The 15,654-nt window shown below is 56.5% G+C and carries 12 protein-coding genes, 1 tRNA gene and 1 riboswitch; of the genes, 5 read left to right on the top strand and 8 right to left on the bottom strand.

What is annotated here, in order from left to right:
• Window positions 1-106 precede the first annotated feature (106 nt).
• From WMO23_RS05390 to WMO23_RS05360, 7 genes are all read right to left on the bottom strand, one after another.
• Window positions 107-760, bottom strand: a complete 654-nt coding sequence (locus WMO23_RS05390; RefSeq protein ID WP_020311089.1) for a methionine ABC transporter permease — start codon at window positions 758-760, stop codon at window positions 107-109.
• The gene (locus tag WMO23_RS05385) at window positions 741-1,784 is read right to left on the bottom strand and encodes a methionine ABC transporter ATP-binding protein (protein ID WP_020311088.1); all 1,044 of its coding nucleotides are present in this window, start codon (window positions 1,782-1,784) and stop codon (window positions 741-743) included. The genes WMO23_RS05390 and WMO23_RS05385 overlap by 20 nt, the downstream gene beginning before the upstream one ends.
• 87 nt (window positions 1,785-1,871) lie before the next feature.
• Window positions 1,872-1,969: riboswitch (SAM riboswitch) on the bottom strand.
• Between the two features lie 59 nt (window positions 1,970-2,028).
• On the bottom strand, window positions 2,029-3,261 hold the full coding sequence (locus WMO23_RS05380) for an aminopeptidase (RefSeq protein WP_292281812.1): 1,233 nt from the start codon (window positions 3,259-3,261) through the stop codon (window positions 2,029-2,031).
• Window positions 3,262-3,265: 4 nt separating this feature from the next.
• Complete coding sequence (locus WMO23_RS05375; RefSeq protein ID WP_349173410.1) at window positions 3,266-4,627, bottom strand: MATE family efflux transporter; 1,362 nt, start codon at window positions 4,625-4,627, stop codon at window positions 3,266-3,268.
• A 198-nt stretch (window positions 4,628-4,825) separates the two neighbouring features.
• Window positions 4,826-5,092, bottom strand: a complete 267-nt coding sequence (rpsT, locus tag WMO23_RS05370; protein ID WP_014016800.1) for a 30S ribosomal protein S20 — start codon at window positions 5,090-5,092, stop codon at window positions 4,826-4,828.
• A 90-nt stretch (window positions 5,093-5,182) separates the two neighbouring features.
• Window positions 5,183-6,148 carry a class II fructose-1,6-bisphosphate aldolase gene (fba, locus tag WMO23_RS05365; protein ID WP_014016799.1) on the bottom strand — a complete coding sequence of 322 codons (966 nt, stop codon included), beginning with the start codon at window positions 6,146-6,148 and terminating at the stop codon, window positions 5,183-5,185.
• A 34-nt stretch (window positions 6,149-6,182) separates the two neighbouring features.
• Window positions 6,183-7,064 carry an RluA family pseudouridine synthase gene (locus WMO23_RS05360; protein ID WP_051132251.1) on the bottom strand — a complete coding sequence of 294 codons (882 nt, stop codon included), beginning with the start codon at window positions 7,062-7,064 and terminating at the stop codon, window positions 6,183-6,185.
• A 308-nt stretch (window positions 7,065-7,372) separates the two neighbouring features.
• Here WMO23_RS05360 and dnaG point away from each other — a divergent pair, with 308 nt between their 5' ends.
• From dnaG to WMO23_RS05345, 3 genes are all read left to right on the top strand, one after another.
• A complete protein-coding gene (dnaG, locus tag WMO23_RS05355) occupies window positions 7,373-9,166 on the top strand; it encodes a DNA primase (protein WP_020311083.1) in 1,794 nt (597 codons plus the stop codon).
• Between the two features lie 24 nt (window positions 9,167-9,190).
• The gene (gene rpoD / locus WMO23_RS05350; protein ID WP_020311082.1) at window positions 9,191-10,441 is read left to right on the top strand and encodes an RNA polymerase sigma factor RpoD; all 1,251 of its coding nucleotides are present in this window, start codon (window positions 9,191-9,193) and stop codon (window positions 10,439-10,441) included.
• Window positions 10,442-10,514: 73 nt separating this feature from the next.
• Window positions 10,515-10,589, top strand: a tRNA-Ile gene (locus tag WMO23_RS05345).
• A gap of 163 nt (window positions 10,590-10,752) precedes the next feature.
• Here the strand turns inward: WMO23_RS05345 and WMO23_RS05340 are convergent.
• Window positions 10,753-10,872: a hypothetical protein gene (locus tag WMO23_RS05340; protein ID WP_020723799.1), complete on the bottom strand. Its 120-nt coding sequence runs from the start codon at window positions 10,870-10,872 to the stop codon at window positions 10,753-10,755.
• A 157-nt stretch (window positions 10,873-11,029) separates the two neighbouring features.
• On the opposite strand from WMO23_RS05340, the gene WMO23_RS05335 reads away from it, so the two are divergent.
• Window positions 11,030-13,159 (top strand): ASKHA domain-containing protein, encoded by a 2,130-nt coding sequence (locus tag WMO23_RS05335; RefSeq protein WP_349173408.1) that lies wholly within the window; start codon window positions 11,030-11,032, stop codon window positions 13,157-13,159.
• Between the two features lie 11 nt (window positions 13,160-13,170).
• Window positions 13,171-15,642, top strand: a complete 2,472-nt coding sequence (locus WMO23_RS05330; RefSeq protein ID WP_036200743.1) for a homocysteine S-methyltransferase family protein — start codon at window positions 13,171-13,173, stop codon at window positions 15,640-15,642.
• Window positions 15,643-15,654: the final 12 nt, after the last annotated feature.

Here is a 15,654-nt window from a genome sequence, read left to right as displayed (position 1 = left end):
ATATGTAAGATGCCCGTGAACCGATTTGCGCGAACGGGCGCCCCACGGGGCGCCCCTACAGAAAAAAGGAGCTGTCGCATGTGCAACAGCTCCTTTTTTCTATTATTTATTTCTTATTCTTTTTTCGTGATGCGAAGTCGCCGCCGGCCTGGATGACGTTGACGACGACGATGAGGATGATGATCGTCGCCAGCATGACGTCGGGACGGAATCGCTGGTAGCCATAGCGGATGGCGATGTCCCCGAGGCCGCCGCCGCCGATGGCGCCGGCCATGGCCGATGCTCCGATGAGGTTGACGATGAGGACGGTGATGTTATTGATGATCGTCGGCAAGGCTTCGGGAATGAGGACCTTGCGGATGATCTGGAACGGCGTAGCCCCCATGGATTCGGCCGCTTCGACGAGGCCGAAGTCGACGTCGCGGATGGACGTTTCGACGAGACGGCTCAGGAAGGGGATGGCGACGATGGTCAAGGGGACGCAGGCTGCCGTCGTACCGATGGACGTGCCGGCAATGAGACGCGTCAGCGGGATGATGGCGACCATGAGGATGATGAACGGGATGGAACGGATGATGTTGACGATCGTGCCAAGAATTTGATTGATGAAGCGGTTTTCCAGGATATGGCCCTTGCTGGTCGTGACCAGGGTGATACCCAGGGGAATGCCGATGATACCGCCAATGACCGTGGCGACGGCGACCATGTAGAACGTTTCTTCAATGCCTTGGAGCATTAACTTAATGATTTCTTGGGACATAACCTAAAACCTCACTTCCAATCGGTAATGTTTTGATGTACGAGAATGCCTTGGCCTGTGTTTCCATATCGCCCATGATGACGACGATGAGGTAGCCGAACGGTTCATCCTGGATGTAGTCGATGTTGCCGTAGAGGACGCTGACTTCGACGTTGAATTTGCGGACGATGTCGGCGACGACGGGGTCGCTGGTCGCAGCGCCTTTGAAGCGCAGGCGGACGAGCATGTAGCGGTCCGGCGACGGCTGGTCGGTGACACCCAGGTTCTTGATGCCTGCCGGCAGTTCCATATTGATGATGGACGTGACGAAATCTTTCATGGTCTGGGACTGAGGATTGGTGAAGATGTCGACGACGCGGCCCATTTCCTTGATGACACCGCTTTCGATGACGGCGACGCGATGGCAGATTTCCTTGACGACGGCCATTTCATGGGTGATGACGACGATAGTGATGCCCAGGCGTTTATTGATGTCCTGGAGCAGTTCCAGGATGGATTTCGTCGTCTGCGGGTCCAGGGCCGACGTGGCTTCGTCGCAGAGCAGGATTTTCGGATCGCTGGCCAGGGCACGGGCAATGCCGACGCGCTGTTTCTGGCCGCCTGAGAGCTGGGACGGATAGTTGCCGGCCCGGTCGCTGAGGCCGACCAGGTCGAGGAGGGAAGCGACTTTCTTTTCGATGACGTCTTTGGAAGCGCCGACGAGTTCCAGCGGGAAGGCAATGTTTTCGGCAACCGTACGGGATGATAAGAGATTGAAGTGCTGGAAAATCATGCCGATGTTCTTGCGTTCTGCCCGCAGCTGGGATTCATTCATCTTGGTCAAATCCTTGTCGTCGATGATGACCTGGCCGCTCGTCGGTTTTTCTAACATATTGATGCAGCGGACCAGCGTCGATTTGCCGGCACCGCTCTTGCCGATGATACCGAAGATCTCGCCGTCGTCGATGGTCAGGTTGATGCCTTTCAGGGCCTGGACCTGTGCGGCGCCGCCGTAGGTCTTGGTAATATTTTTCAGTGTAATCACAGTATCAACTCCTCAAAATAGGCGTAACTAGAGAAAGCAACCACAAAAAAAGGCCGTCATGCAGATGACGGCCGTATATACGGTTTCATTTCATCTGTCGGAATGTTCCGTTGGAATTGGCACCTTCCCGATAGGGGGTTGCCGCAGCGTCATCGGGCCAGTCCCTCAGCTGCTCTGGATGAAGGGTATATGGTTGTTGCGTCTTATAATAGCACGGATGGCCGGGATTGTCAATGGAAAATCGTTATTGCGCCCAGTCGCCATCGGTAAAGACCGGCACCGTCGTGCCGTCGGCCCTGGTCCCGGTGATGGTCAGGTCCGGCGAGCCGACCATGAAGTCGACGTGGATCATGGAGTCGTTGAGGCCGGCTGCGGCGACAGCATCTTTGTCCATATCAGCACCGCCAGCCAGGCAGGTCGGGTACGATGCGCCCAGGGCCAGGTGGCACGAGGCGTTTTCGTCGAAGAGTGTTTCATAGAAGAGGATACCCGACAGGGAAATGGGCGAATGATAGGGGATGAGGGCTACTTCGCCGAGGCGGCAGGCGCCGTCGTCGATGGCGATGAGTTTCTTCAGGACGTCTTCGCCCGTTTCGGCGGCAGCGTCGATGACTTTGCCGTCTTTGAAGGTCAGGTGGAATTTGTCGATGAGGTTGCCGTTATAGACCAGGGGCTTGGTGCTGTAGACCGTGCCGTTGACCGCATCTGCCTTGGGGGCCGAATAGATTTCTTCCGTCGGGATGTTGGCATTGAACAGCAGGTGGTCCGCCGTTTCTTCCATGCCGCCCTGCCAGATATGACCGGCCGGCAGGCCGATAGTCAGGTCCGTTCCCAGGCCGTTCGTATAGTGCAGGCTGGTGAAATGCTGGTCCGTCATCCAGGTCCGGCGCTTCTTCAATTCGGCCAGATGGGCGTCCCAATCGGCCAGGGCATCGGCACCGTCGGCACGGGACGACTGGAGGATTTGCTTCCACAAGGCTTCGTAAGCGGCGGCTTCGTCGAGGTCCGGATAGAGCAGTTTGGCCCAGACGGCACTGGGGACGGCGGCGACGAGCCACGTCGTCTTCGAGGCCATCATGCCGTCGATGTATTCCTTCAAGGCTTCATTCTGGGCTTTCTGCTGGGCAAAGATTTTATGGGTGTCGATGCCGTCCATGAGGTACGGATTCGCCGAGATGAGGCTGAGGAAGGCCGCTTTCTTATGGTAATAGTAGAGGCTGAAATCGCGGCGCCAGTCCGGCAGGGACTCGAAATACTGCAAATCTTCGTGTTCGTAGCGCAGGCGGGCCAGGTCGTCAGACCGCCAGTTGCAGACGACCTGGGCGGCGCCGGCCGTATAGGCCTCTTTCGTCAGGAGGGCGACGAAGTCGTGCGATTCGACAGGGGCATTGATGACCAGGGTCTGACCTTTCTGGAGATTCAGGCCCTTCTGCAAGAGGACGCGGGCATAAGCCGTTAATTGTTTGGTAGTTGGCATAAAATCACTCCTTAGTAGATGAGGATAGGACAGGGACTTTCCAGGCCGTATGCTTCCACAAGCGCCAGTTCAGGGCGCTGGCATTGATGGCCAGGCTGATGATGAGGCTGATCCAATAGCCATAGGGCCCGTAGGACGTGACGTGGGCCATGGCATAGCCCATAGGGATGCTGATGAGCCAGTAGGTCACGAAAGCGACGTAAGTGATGATCTTGACATCCTTATAGCCGCGCAGGATGCCCTGGACCGGCGTGCCGGCGGCATCGAAGAAGGAAAAGGCGACGGCGTAGAAGATGAACATGCGGATGGCCCAGAACGTTTCGGCATCGCTCGTGAAGATGGCGGCGATATGATCGACAAAGTGGTAAGTCACGACGATGAGGGCGATGGCGATGGTCAAGGCCGTCATCTGGCAGAGCACGGCATACTGCCGGGCAGCGGCGTAGTTGCGGGCGCCGACTTCGTAGCCGATGACGATAGTCGCCGTCAGGCTGATGCTCCAGGGCAGGGTATAGGTCAGGGTCGAGAAACTGATGGCTGCCTGGTTGGCCGCCAGGTATAAGGTGCCGAATTCGGCCATGAGCAGGCCGACGATGGAGAACAGGCTCGTTTCGCAGAAGACGGCGATGAAGATGGGAATGCCCAACTCCAGCTGATGATAGCCATGATACCAGCTGAAAGGCCGCAGGCGGCTCCAGAGATGGTAAGAGCGGAAAGGCTCCATCCACTGCAGGACGCCCACGAAGAGCAGGAAGGACAGCCACGACGCGATGGTGATGGCATAGCCCGTACCGATACCGCCCATAGCTGGAATGGGGCCGGCGCCGAAGATGAGCAGGCGGAAGAGGATGATCGTCAGGACCAGGTTGGTCACTAATATGGCCATGGAAACGTGGGTCTTGCCGTGGGCGTCGACGATGTAGCGCATCGTCGCCTGCAGGCAGATGGGGACCAGTCCCAGGGCCAGAGCCTTGAGGTATTCCCAGGCGATGTAGCGGACCGGTGCGTCGAGGCCCATAAAGTCGAGAAAGGGCGGCAGCAGAAAGGCGCCGGCCAGGAAAATGACGGCCGTAAAGCCCAGGCTCAAGTAGAGGCTCTGCATAATGTACGTCGGGATTTCCTCGGTCTTCTGAGCGCCCCGGAGCTGGGCGATGATCGGCGAGATGCCGAAGAAGATGCCGCACAGGCCGGCAAAGACGGGATACCAGATATTGACGGCTACGGCGACCCCGGCCAGGTCAATCGTCCCGGCCTGACCGCTGAAGATAGAACTGAAGACGGATGTCCCGACCTGGGCCATCTGGGTCAGGAGCAGGGGAAAGAACAGGGCCAGGAAATGGCGTAATTGGAACCAATGGGGGAACATGATATCCTCCTTGTATGAAAAAGGGCTTGTCGCACAACGACAAGCCCTTTAAAGTTGGTAGTGGCTAGCAGTTAGTTGTTAGCGGATGGCTTTAAATTTAAAGGCCTTCTTCAAACATCAAACCTTAAACTGTACAGAAAAAGGGACCGTGCATGATGGCCGAAACCTTCATGCGCCAGTCCCCCTTTTCAGTCGAACTTATTTACCCATAGCATTGACTTTGGAAGCCAAACGGGATTTTTTACGAGCTGCAGTGTTTTTATGGAGAACGCCTTTCTGTGCGGCGCTGTCGATTACGCTGCTAGCTTTATCGAATGCTTTTTTAACAGCTTCAGCGTCACCAGCGGCGATAGCTTCGGTCGTACGGCGGATAGCGGTATGAACAGAAGATTTAACCTGAGAGTTAGCTGCGTGGCGAGCTGCGTCTTTTTCCATCGTTTTGATATTGGATTTAATCTGCGGCAATGGATTCACCTCCCTAATTTACAAGAACACTAGAAGAAATTTTACCATATGGCGCAGAAAAAAGCAATACCTTTTTTACAAGACATGCGATTAAGCTTTGCCTTCCGAGCCGAGGACGCATTTGATCTTGTGAGCGACGATGTCATGGACGAACTGACGGCCGTCGGCGAGGTACTGGCGCGGGTCGAAATGTTCCGGATGCTGTGCCATGTGCTGACGGATGCCGGCAGTCAGGCCGAGACGGAGGTCGGAGTCGATGTTGATCTTGCAGACAGCCATGGAAGCTGCTTTGCGGAGCTGGTCTTCCGGGATGCCGATAGCGTCAGCCAGGTTGCCGCCGTTTTCGTTGATGATCTTGACGTATTCCGGTACGACCGAAGATGCGCCGTGGAGGACGATCGGGAAGCCCGGCAGGCGTTTGGAGACTTCTTCGAGGATGTCGAAGCGGAGTGTCGGCGGTACGAGGACGCCGTCAGCGTTGCGCGTGCACTGTTCCGGGGTGAATTTGAAAGCGCCGTGGCTGGTGCCGATAGCGATGGCCAGGGAGTCGACGCCCGTGCGGGATACGAATTCTTCGACTTCTTCCGGACGCGTGTAGTGAGCTTCGTGGGCAGCGACTTTGACATCGTCTTCGATGCCGGCCAGCTGGCCGAGTTCGCCTTCGACGACGACGCCGTGAGCGTGTGCGTATTCAACGACTTTTTTCGTGAGGGCGATATTGTCTTCGAAAGAATGTTTCGAGCCGTCGATCATGACGGAAGTGAAACCGCCGTCGATGCAGTCTTTGCAGGTTTCAAAGTCAGCGCCGTGGTCGAGGTGAAGGGCGATGGGGAGATCATGATCTTCCAAAGCTGCTTCTACGAGATGTTTCAAATACGGCGGTTTAGCGTATTTGCGGGCACCGGCCGAAGCCTGAAGGATGATCGGCGAGTTCAATTCAGCAGCGGCCTGGGTAACGCCCTGGACGATTTCCATGTTGTTGATGTTGAATGCACCGATAGCATAGTGGCCTTCATAGGCTTTTTTAAACATTTCTGTAGTTCCAATTAATGGCATGTTTACATTCCTCCTACATAATACGTAAAAATGGTTAATATATATAATTCCAGCCGGCCCGTCGGACGAAGGCGTCCATATCTTCAGGCAGCCGGGAATTAACGGTGATGAAGCGGTGGCTCATGGGGTGGGTGAACTGGAGACAGTAGGCGTGCAGGGCCTGGCGGCCGATGAAGCGGCGCGAACCGCCGTAGAGGTCGTCGCCGGCCAGGGGATAGCCCAGGTAACTGCTGTGGACCCGTATCTGATGGGTCCGGCCCGTGTGCAGGACGACTTGGAGCAGGCTGTAGTCCTTGCCGGCTGCGAGGCAGGTGAAATCGGACCAGGCCGGCTTGCCGTCGAGGCGGACACAGCGGGTGATGATGCTATCGGGACATCTTCCGATGGGGGCGTGTACAGTTGTGACCCGCGACGGGTATCGTCCCTCACAGATAGCTAAGTACAAGCGCTTATAGCCCAAGTCCTGCTTATCGAAAGCGTATTGGATCTGCGGTTCCTTGGCGACCATACAGAGACCGGACGTATTCTTGTCCAGGCGGTGCATGGGGTGGTAGGAACAGTGCTGCCCCGTCTGTTCGTAATGATAGGCGACGGCGTTGGCCAGTGTCCCGTCCCGTACGGCTGATGTGGGATGCATCAGGAGACCTGCAGGCTTGTCGATGACCATGAGGTAGTCGTCTTCATAGACGATGCCAATGGGTATGTCCTGTGGCGGGAAGGGGTTCTTTTCCGGAAGGGTGACGCAGATCTCGTCGCCTTCATGGACGAAGTCCCGCGTCGAGGCGGCCTGGCCGTTGATGGTACAGATGCCGTTGTGCTTGATACGGCGCCGCAATGTCGACGAAACGCCGAAATGTTTCAAAGCGCCGCCTAACGATGTAGGCCGTATGATCGTCCCTACTGTAAAATGAATCATTTGCATTTCCCCTATATTGGCTTTGTCTACATCTATTATACAAAATGAAAATAAATAAATCCATACATTTCGTGAAAACATGTGGGCTATATTTTAGCCCGCAAGGGCCTGGGAGTGCGGCTGGCCAGAAAAAATCATCTCCTGGAAAAGGAAACTTGACGCTCCGCGTCGAAATAGTATATCATAGGAATGTTATGTATCCATTTTTTAGATTTACCTTAAAAGAGTGTTCCCTAAAGAAGGAATTTCACAGGTGGATAGAGAATAATATATACGTCAGCGTTATTGAAATGAAACAGGTGATATGAGTGAAACGGTTTTCCAGCGAATTTATCGAACAGGTCCGGCAGGCCAATGACATCGTCAGCGTCATCTCCGATTATGTGACGCTGAAACGGCGGGGCCGCAACTTCTGGGCCTGCTGCCCTTTCCATAATGAAAAGACCGCCTCCTTCAGCGTCGCTGCCGACAAAGGATTCTTTTATTGCTTTGGCTGCCATGCTCACGGCGATGTCTTCCAATTCATTATGAAGAAAGAAAACCTTTCCTTTTCGGATGCCGTCGAACGCCTGGCTGAACGGGCCCATATCGCCCTGCCCGTCGTCGAACGGTCGGCCGAAGAAATCGCCCGCGATAAACAGCGGGACCGCTTGTATCAGATCAACGAAATGGCGGGCAATTTTTTCCATAATTGCCTGACCCAGACTCATTACGGGCAGCCCGGACTGGCCTATTTCCACAAGCGCCACGTATCGGATGATACCATCGAGGCCTTTAAGCTGGGCTTTGCTCCGGAAAGCTGGGATAAACTGACGACGGCTTTCATGAAAAAAGGTGTCACTGGCAGGGAATTAGTCCTCCTGGGACTGGCTAAAGAAAAGAACGGCCACTTTTACGATGCCTTCCGCGGACGGGTCATGTTCCCCATCCGCGACGGCCGCAGCCGCATCGTCGGTTTCGGTGGCCGCGTCCTCGACGACAGCAAGCCGAAGTATCTCAATTCGCCGGAAACGCCGATTTTCAATAAACGGCGGCTCCTCTTCGCCATGGACCTGGCCCATAAAGCGATTTATGAGCAGGGGAAAGCCATCCTGGTCGAAGGCTATATGGATGTCGTTTCCGCTCATAACCGGGGCATCCATAATGTCGTCGCGTCCCTGGGGACCTCCTTTACGCCGGAACAGGCGCGGCTCTTGCAGCGCCAGGCCAAGGAACTCGTCCTGGGCTACGACATGGACGGCGCCGGCCGTCAGGCGACGCAGCGGGCTATGGAAATCGTCCGCGGCCTGGGCATGCGCATCCGCGTCTTGTCCTTGCCGCAGGGCAAGGACCCTGATGAATACATCAATGCCGCCGGGCCGGACAAGTTCCGCCAGGCCGTCGACGAAGCGCCGAATGTGCTCGATTACATGCTCATGCGGGCCTTGCAGCGCTTCGACGTGACGACGCTGGAAGGGAAATCATCCATTACGACCATGGTCCTGCCCGTCGTCGCTGCCGTCGACAACCGGGTCCTGCTGGAAGCGTTCCTGAAGAAACTGGCAGGTCAGCTGCAGATAGGGGAAAACGCCGTGCGCAGCGAATTCAACAAGTATGTCGCTGCCCATCCGGAAGCAGGCCAGCAGCCGGTCGTCATCTCTTCGTCCGTATCCCAGGAAAATGCCGCAGCCCGCGGGAGCGGTGCCATGGCTGTAGCCGAAGAGAATATCCTGCGTTTCCTCCTGGAAAAGCCGGCTGCCTGCGGGCGGATCCACGCCAAAGTATCGGCGGACCTCTTTGCCGATGAACGGCGGCGCCACATTTACCAGCTCATTTTGGATACGTATGCACACCAAGGGATGTACACACCACATGACATCCAGCAAAAATTAACTCCTGAGGAGGCCGAAGAAGTAGCACGAATTATGGTTCTACAAGATGTCCCACTGGACGAAAATGTACTGATGGATTATGTCAAGCGCTTTCGCATGGCCGATTTACAAAAGCAGTACCTGGCGCACAGCCGCCTGGCTGCCACTTATAGCCGGACTGGCGATGCAAGGCTGGCCGAAGAGCTTGCAGCATGTAAGAAAATTAACGATGAAATGAAACAATGGTCTTGAGGAGCAGAAAGGAGCCTGTACACCATGGTGAATAAAACGACAGATGATACAAAAGTAACGAAGAAAACGACGAAAAAGACGACGCGCCGCAAGCCGTCCAAGAAGAAGGACGCTGCCGCCAAGAAACCGTTGAGTGAAAAAGAACGCCAGGCCCTGGCCCTGCAGCACATCAAGCAGCTCCTGCAAATGGGGCAGAAGAAGGGCAGCCTGACGTATACGGAAATCATGAACCTCATGGAAGAAGACGAACTGACGCCGGACCAGATCGACAAGATGTATGAAGTCTTTGCCGACAAGGGCATCGACATCATCGGCGAAGACGACTCCATGGCGGAACATGATGATATAGATGATGAAGATACGGAAAAAGTCCCGGACCTTCACAATGTCGACCTCAGCGTGCCGGAAGGCATCAACATCGATGACCCGGTCCGCATGTATTTGAAAGAAATCGGCCGCGTCCCCCTCTTGTCGGCGACGGAAGAAATTACCCTGGCCAAGGCCATCGAAAAGGGCAATGCTCCCGATGCAACAGAAGAAGACATCAAAGCCGGCACGATTGCCAAGAAGAAACTGACCGATGCCAACCTGCGCCTCGTCGTCAGCATCGCCAAGCGCTATGTCGGCCGGGGCATGTTGTTTCTGGACCTCATCCAGGAAGGGAACCTGGGTCTGTTGAAAGCCGTCGATAAATTCGACTACAGCAAAGGCTACAAGTTCAGTACCTATGCGACATGGTGGATCCGCCAGGCCATTACCCGTGCCATTGCCGACCAGGCCCGGACCATCCGCATCCCGGTCCACATGGTCGAAACTATCAACAAGCTGATCCGCATTTCCCGCCAGCTCCTGCAGGACAAAGGCCGCGAACCGCTGCCGGAAGAAATCGCTGAAAAAATGGACATCCCTGTCGAACGCGTCCGGGAAATCATGAAGATCGCCCAGGAACCGGTATCGCTGGAAACACCGATTGGCGAAGAAGAAGACTCGCACCTCGGCGATTTCATCGAAGACTCGGAAGCCGTCGCCCCTGATGACGCCGCCTCCTTCATCTTGCTGAAAGAACAAATCGAAGACGTCTTTTCCTGTCTCACCGACCGGGAACGCAAAGTCCTCTACCTGCGCTTCGGCCTCAAAGATGGCCGTCCGCGCACACTGGAAGAAGTAGGCCAGCACTTCAACGTCACCCGTGAACGTATCCGCCAGATCGAAGGCAAGGCCCTGAGCAAACTGCGCAACTGGGGCAAACGGGAAAAAATCAAGGATTTCCTCTAAGCCGAAATCTCTCCTTGACGCCATATGCTAATTCGCGTATAATAATTTGGTAAGGCCTTGCGCCTTATCTTTTGGGCCTATAGCTCAGTGGTAGAGCCACCGGCTCATAACCGGTTGGTCCTTGGTTCGAACCCAAGTGGGCCCACCATGAATGAAAAGAGCTTGTTGCACGTAATCGTGTCCGGGCTCTTTTTCTGTATACAAAATATTGCCGATAGATGGATGATCCCAGAATAAATTATTTATAGAAATAACCGCTCAAGATTAGGGTCTGAAGCGGTTATTTTTGTATTCTCCAATATGTTATAGATTTACAGTTCGGCTTTTTTGTTCCAGGTGTTTGCAATGTGTGCCTGGCCTTCGGCATTGGCCGAAGCGACAGAGACGATGCCATCGCGTTTGATACAGTCGAAAAAGACGTTGGTTAACATGGGTATTCCTCCTTTAGCAAAAAAAGACTACGTTCATTATAGCCAAAGGGAAGGGAAATGTATACGGCCGTGAGGTTTCTGTTAAGATTATGTTGCCACGAGGCGCCTTGAGGTTATATAATTATGTATTATAGATAATATTTTTAGGAGGATAGACATGGCAGATATTCGTATCATCCGGGGGCAGCGGATCGTCCCCGACGTGGAGCAGGCTCTGCGGTTTGCTGGTTATGAATCGAAAGGGGCAGCTTGGGAACGGGCTGAAGGGATGTGCCGGGATATGGCACCGCTCTTGCGGCGGTCTTTGCAGGCCAAGGCGGTCCTGGCCTTTACAGAGAAACGGCTCTATGTCATCCTGACGTTAGGTGCTGCTGTGAGCCGGCAGATCGACCGCTATCAGGATGACGGGGATGAGCTGGCCGCCGTGCTCTTCGCTGCCATGGCTGATACGTGCCTCTTTGCCCTGGAACAGCAGGTTTTGCAGCAGCTGCGCCTTATTTGCCGGCAAAAGGGCTGTGGCATCGTTTGCCGCCACGAACCGGGCAGCGATTTGCCCTTATCGGTCCAGGCCGATGCGGTCTGTGAGACGGCTGCCGGCCGGACGGCTGGCGTGACGGTCAATGCGGCCATGGCTTTGTCGCCGGAGAAATCCATGAGCCTCGTCTTTGACCTTTGCGAAGACCCGGCTGTATTCCAGGTGAAACATGACTGTACGGCCTGCCCTAAGACGGATTGCCCGCAGCGCCAGGCCGAATCGGCCCGGGAAGTACGGCTGACCTGCCCTGGCGGCTGCCGGGTCCATGACTATATCCAGTCTCAGGGAACGGCCCTGGCTATGCCCTGCGGCGGCAAGGGCATGTGCGGCAAATGCCGTGTCCGCGTCGTCCGGGGGCGGCTTCCCGTCACCCCGGAAGACAAGCGCATCTTTTCCGAAGCTCAGCTGGCCCAGGGCTGGCGCCTGGCCTGCAAGGCCGTAACCCGTGAAGCGGCCGAAATTGTCGTTCCCGTGCAGGAACAGCAGGGCTTTTCGGCTCTGGCTGCCGAAGCCGCTGACGAGGGAGCCCTTTCACTGGCAGCGGACCATGACTATGGCCTGGCTGTCGATATCGGGACGACGACGTTGGCCGCAGCTCTGGTAGACTGTACGGATGGAAAAATCCTGGCGACAGCGACGGCAGTCAACAGCCAGCGCTCTTTTGGGGCCGATGTCGTCAGCCGCATCGGTGCCGCCTGCCATGGCAAAGGCAAGGCCTTGCAGAAGGCCGTCCGCCGGGACCTGACGCGGCTGATGAAGCAGCTCCTGAAGGACCATCCCGGCACGGCCGCTCGCTGCCGCCAGATGGCCATTGCCGCCAATACGACCATGCTCCACCTGCTCATGGGCTGGCCCTGCGACGGCCTGGGCGACTGGCCGTTCCATCCCGTATCCCTGGGCGGGAAGACTTATCGCGCTCAGGAGGTCCTGGGACCGCAGTCGCCACTGGCAGACGCTACAGTGACCCTGCTGCCCGGCATGAGCACCTACGTCGGTGCCGACATTACGGCCGGCATCTGGCAGTGCGGCCTGGCCTCGTCAGACGACGTCAGCCTCTTCGTCGATCTCGGGACGAATGGGGAAATGGTCCTGGGCAATAAGGACCAGCGCTTCATTGCATCGGCTCCGGCCGGTCCGGCCCTGGAAGGGGGCAAGCTGACCTGGGGGACGGGCAGTGTTCCCGGGGCCATCTGCGGCGTCCGCATCGAGCGGGGCCGGGCTAAGGTGCGGACTATCGACCACACCGTTCCCGTCGGTATCTGCGGGACGGGCATCCTCGAAGCCATGGCCGGCCTGGTCCGGGAAGGCCTGGTCGACGAAACGGGGAAACTCGTAGAGCCTTATTTCCATAAGGGCTTTCCCCTGGCGTCGACGCTGGATTATCAGCGCATTACCCTGAGCCAGCAGGATATCCGTGAAATCCAGATGGCCAAGAGCGCTATCCGGGCCGGCATCGAATCGCTCATCGAACGCAGCGGAATCAGCCGTCAGCGCGTCCACCAGGTCTTCCTGGCCGGCGGTTTCGGTTATTACCTGGATCCGCAGAAAGCGGCTGTCATCGGCCTGTTGCCAGCAGATCTGGCCGAACGGACGACGGCTGTCGGCAACACGTCCCTGAAAGGGGCCATCGGCCTTTTGACGGGCGCCGTGACTTTGGAAGAGTTACAGGCCATCGCCGCCGGGGCAGAGGAAATCGTCCTCGGCAACGACGAAGCCTTTCAACGCTTATACATTGATTATCTGAATTTTTAGGGGGACTTAGATTGACTAACGAAGCATTTCAACAACTTCTACAGGGCGGTGTTGTCCTGCTCGACGGGGCGACGGGGACGAACCTGCAACAGGCGGGCATGCCTATCGGCGTCTGCCCGGAACAATGGATCTTAGAGAACCGCGACGTCATGATCGATTTGCAGCGCCGTTTCGTCGAAGCGGGCTCGCAGATCCTCTATGCGCCGACCTTTACGGGGAACCGGCTCAAATTGGCCGAATACGGCCTCGATGACCAGCTCGTCGCCATCAATCAGGGCTTGGTTGCTATCTCCAAAGAAGCGGCCCAGGGGAAGGCCCTGGTTGCCGGCGACATGACCATGACGGGCCAGCAGCTCTATCCTATGGGTGAACTGACCTTTGACGGTCTCGTCGACGTCTATCGCGAACAGGCCCAGGCCTTGTACGATGCCGGTGTCGACCTGTTCATCGTCGAAACCATGATGAGCCTCCAGGAAACGCGGGCTTGTGTCCTGGCTATCAAGGAGGTCTGCGACCTGCCCATCATGGCGACGCTGACCTTTGAAAAAGACGGCCGTACCCTCTATGGGACGCCGCCGGAAGCGGCTGTCGTCGTCTTGCAGAACCTCGGTGTCGATGCCGTCGGCCTGAACTGCTCGACAGGACCGGCCGACATGGTGGAAACGGTCCGGAAGATGTATGAATATGCGACGATTCCCCTCATTGCCAAGCCCAATGCCGGTTTGCCGGAATTGGATGGTGACAAGACGGTCTATAAGACGACGCCGGAAGAATTCGCCCAGGACGGCCGGCTGCTCATCGAAGCCGGTGCCCATATCGTCGGCGGCTGCTGCGGCACGACGCCGGACCATATCCGGGCCCTTCACGAGGCTGTCTGCCGGCTGACGCCGAAAGCGCCGCATGCCAGCCATCACCGCGTCCTGGCCTCGGAACGGCAGGTCGTAGAAATCAAGCTCGACGGCTCTTTCCAGGTCATTGGCGAACGCATCAATCCGACGGGCAAGAAGAAGCTCCAGGCTGAACTGCGGGCGGGCAAGCTGGACATGGTCCGCGCCATGGCCCGCGAACAGGAACGCAACGGCGCGTCTATCCTCGACGTCAACATGGGGACCAACGGCATCGATGAAAAAGAAATGATGCTCAAGGCCATTTACGAAGTGACAGGCGTATCGGGCCTGCCCCTCAGCATCGACACGAGCTCACCGGACATCATGGAAGCGGCCCTGCGCATCTATCCCGGCCGGGCCCTGGTCAATTCCATTTCCTGTGAAACGGAAAAGCGAAAGAAACTCCTACCTGTCGTCAAAAAGTACGGCGCCATGTTCATCGCCCTGCCTGTTTCGGATAACGGTATCCCCAAGACCCTCGAAGAAAAACATGCCGTCCTCGACGAGCTCCTGGCCGATGCCTATGACCACGGCTTTTCGCCGGAAGATGTCGTCGTCGACGCCCTGGTAGCGACGGTCGGGGCTGCGCCGACGTCGGCCCTGGACTGCATGGCCACGTTTTCTCACTGCAAGCAGGACCTGGGACTGGCTACGGTCTGCGGCCTGTCCAACATCTCCTTCGGCCTGCCGGACCGGATCTATGTCAACGCCACCTTCTTGGGCATGGCCATTGCCAGCGGCCTGACCATGGCCATTGCCAATCCGTCCCAGGATTTGCTCATGAATACGGCAGCAGCGGCCAATATGCTCATGAATAAAGAGGGCAGCGATTTGGCCTACATCCACCGCATGCAGTATTTCGACAAGAAAGAAGCCGAAAGAAAACGGCAGGAAGAAGCAGAACTCCTGGCCAGCCACGGTACGGCTGGGGCTGTCGAAACGGCGGGGGAGTCCCAAGACGCTGAGCAAGGGCCGGTCAATCCGGTCTACCAGGCTGTCCTGGAAGGGGAAAAGGACGCCGTCGTCGCCTTGGCTCAGGAAGAACTGGCCAAGGGTATGGCACCGGATGCCATCATCAACGACCTGCTCATTCCGGCCATCACTGAGGTCGGCGATTTATACGATAAACAGATTTACTTCCTGCCCCAGCTCATTGCCAGTGCCAATACGATGGAAACGGCCATTGCCTATTTGGAACCGCTCATCAAGAAAGACCCGGGCCAGCAGGACATGGCGACCATCGTCATTGCCACCGTCGAAGGCGACGTCCACGATATCGGTAAGAACCTGGTCGGCCTCATGCTGCGCAACTACGGCTATAAGGTCATCGACCTGGGCAAGGATGTGCCGGCCGGCACCATCATCGAGACGGCGCTGCGCGAAAAGGCATCTGTCGTCGGCTTGTCGGCCTTGATGACGACGACGATGATGCACATGAAAGATGTCATCGCCGAAGCGGCGGATAAACAGTATGGCGGCAAGATTATCATCGGCGGCGCAGCCGTTACGCCGAGTTTCTCCGATGAAATCGGTGCCGATGGCTATTCCAAAGATGCGGCAGACTGTGTCAAGCTCGTCAGCCGCCTGTTATCGTAAAAGGGGGAATCA

Origin of the sequence: Megasphaera intestinihominis, from assembly GCF_040096415.1 — a bacterium.
Classification (GTDB): domain Bacteria; phylum Bacillota; class Negativicutes; order Veillonellales; family Megasphaeraceae; genus Megasphaera; species Megasphaera intestinihominis.
Note: the sequence above shows the minus strand (reverse complement) of the source record. Positions and strands in the feature narration are given on the sequence as shown.

Coding starts and splice junctions, on each gene's coding strand:
- WMO23_RS05390 (WP_020311089.1), bottom strand. CDS start 760: ATGTCCCAAGAAATCATTAAGTTAATGCTCCAAGGCATTGAAGAAACG.
- WMO23_RS05380 (WP_292281812.1), bottom strand. CDS start 3,261: ATGCCAACTACCAAACAATTAACGGCTTATGCCCGCGTCCTCTTGCAG.
- WMO23_RS05375 (WP_349173410.1), bottom strand. CDS start 4,627: ATGTTCCCCCATTGGTTCCAATTACGCCATTTCCTGGCCCTGTTCTTT.
- fba (WP_014016799.1), bottom strand. CDS start 6,148: ATGCCATTAATTGGAACTACAGAAATGTTTAAAAAAGCCTATGAAGGC.
- WMO23_RS05360 (WP_051132251.1), bottom strand. CDS start 7,064: ATGATTCATTTTACAGTAGGGACGATCATACGGCCTACATCGTTAGGC.
- rpoD (WP_020311082.1), top strand. CDS start 9,191: ATGGTGAATAAAACGACAGATGATACAAAAGTAACGAAGAAAACGACG.
- WMO23_RS05340 (WP_020723799.1), bottom strand. CDS start 10,872: ATGTTAACCAACGTCTTTTTCGACTGTATCAAACGCGATGGCATCGTC.
- WMO23_RS05335 (WP_349173408.1), top strand. CDS start 11,030: ATGGCAGATATTCGTATCATCCGGGGGCAGCGGATCGTCCCCGACGTG.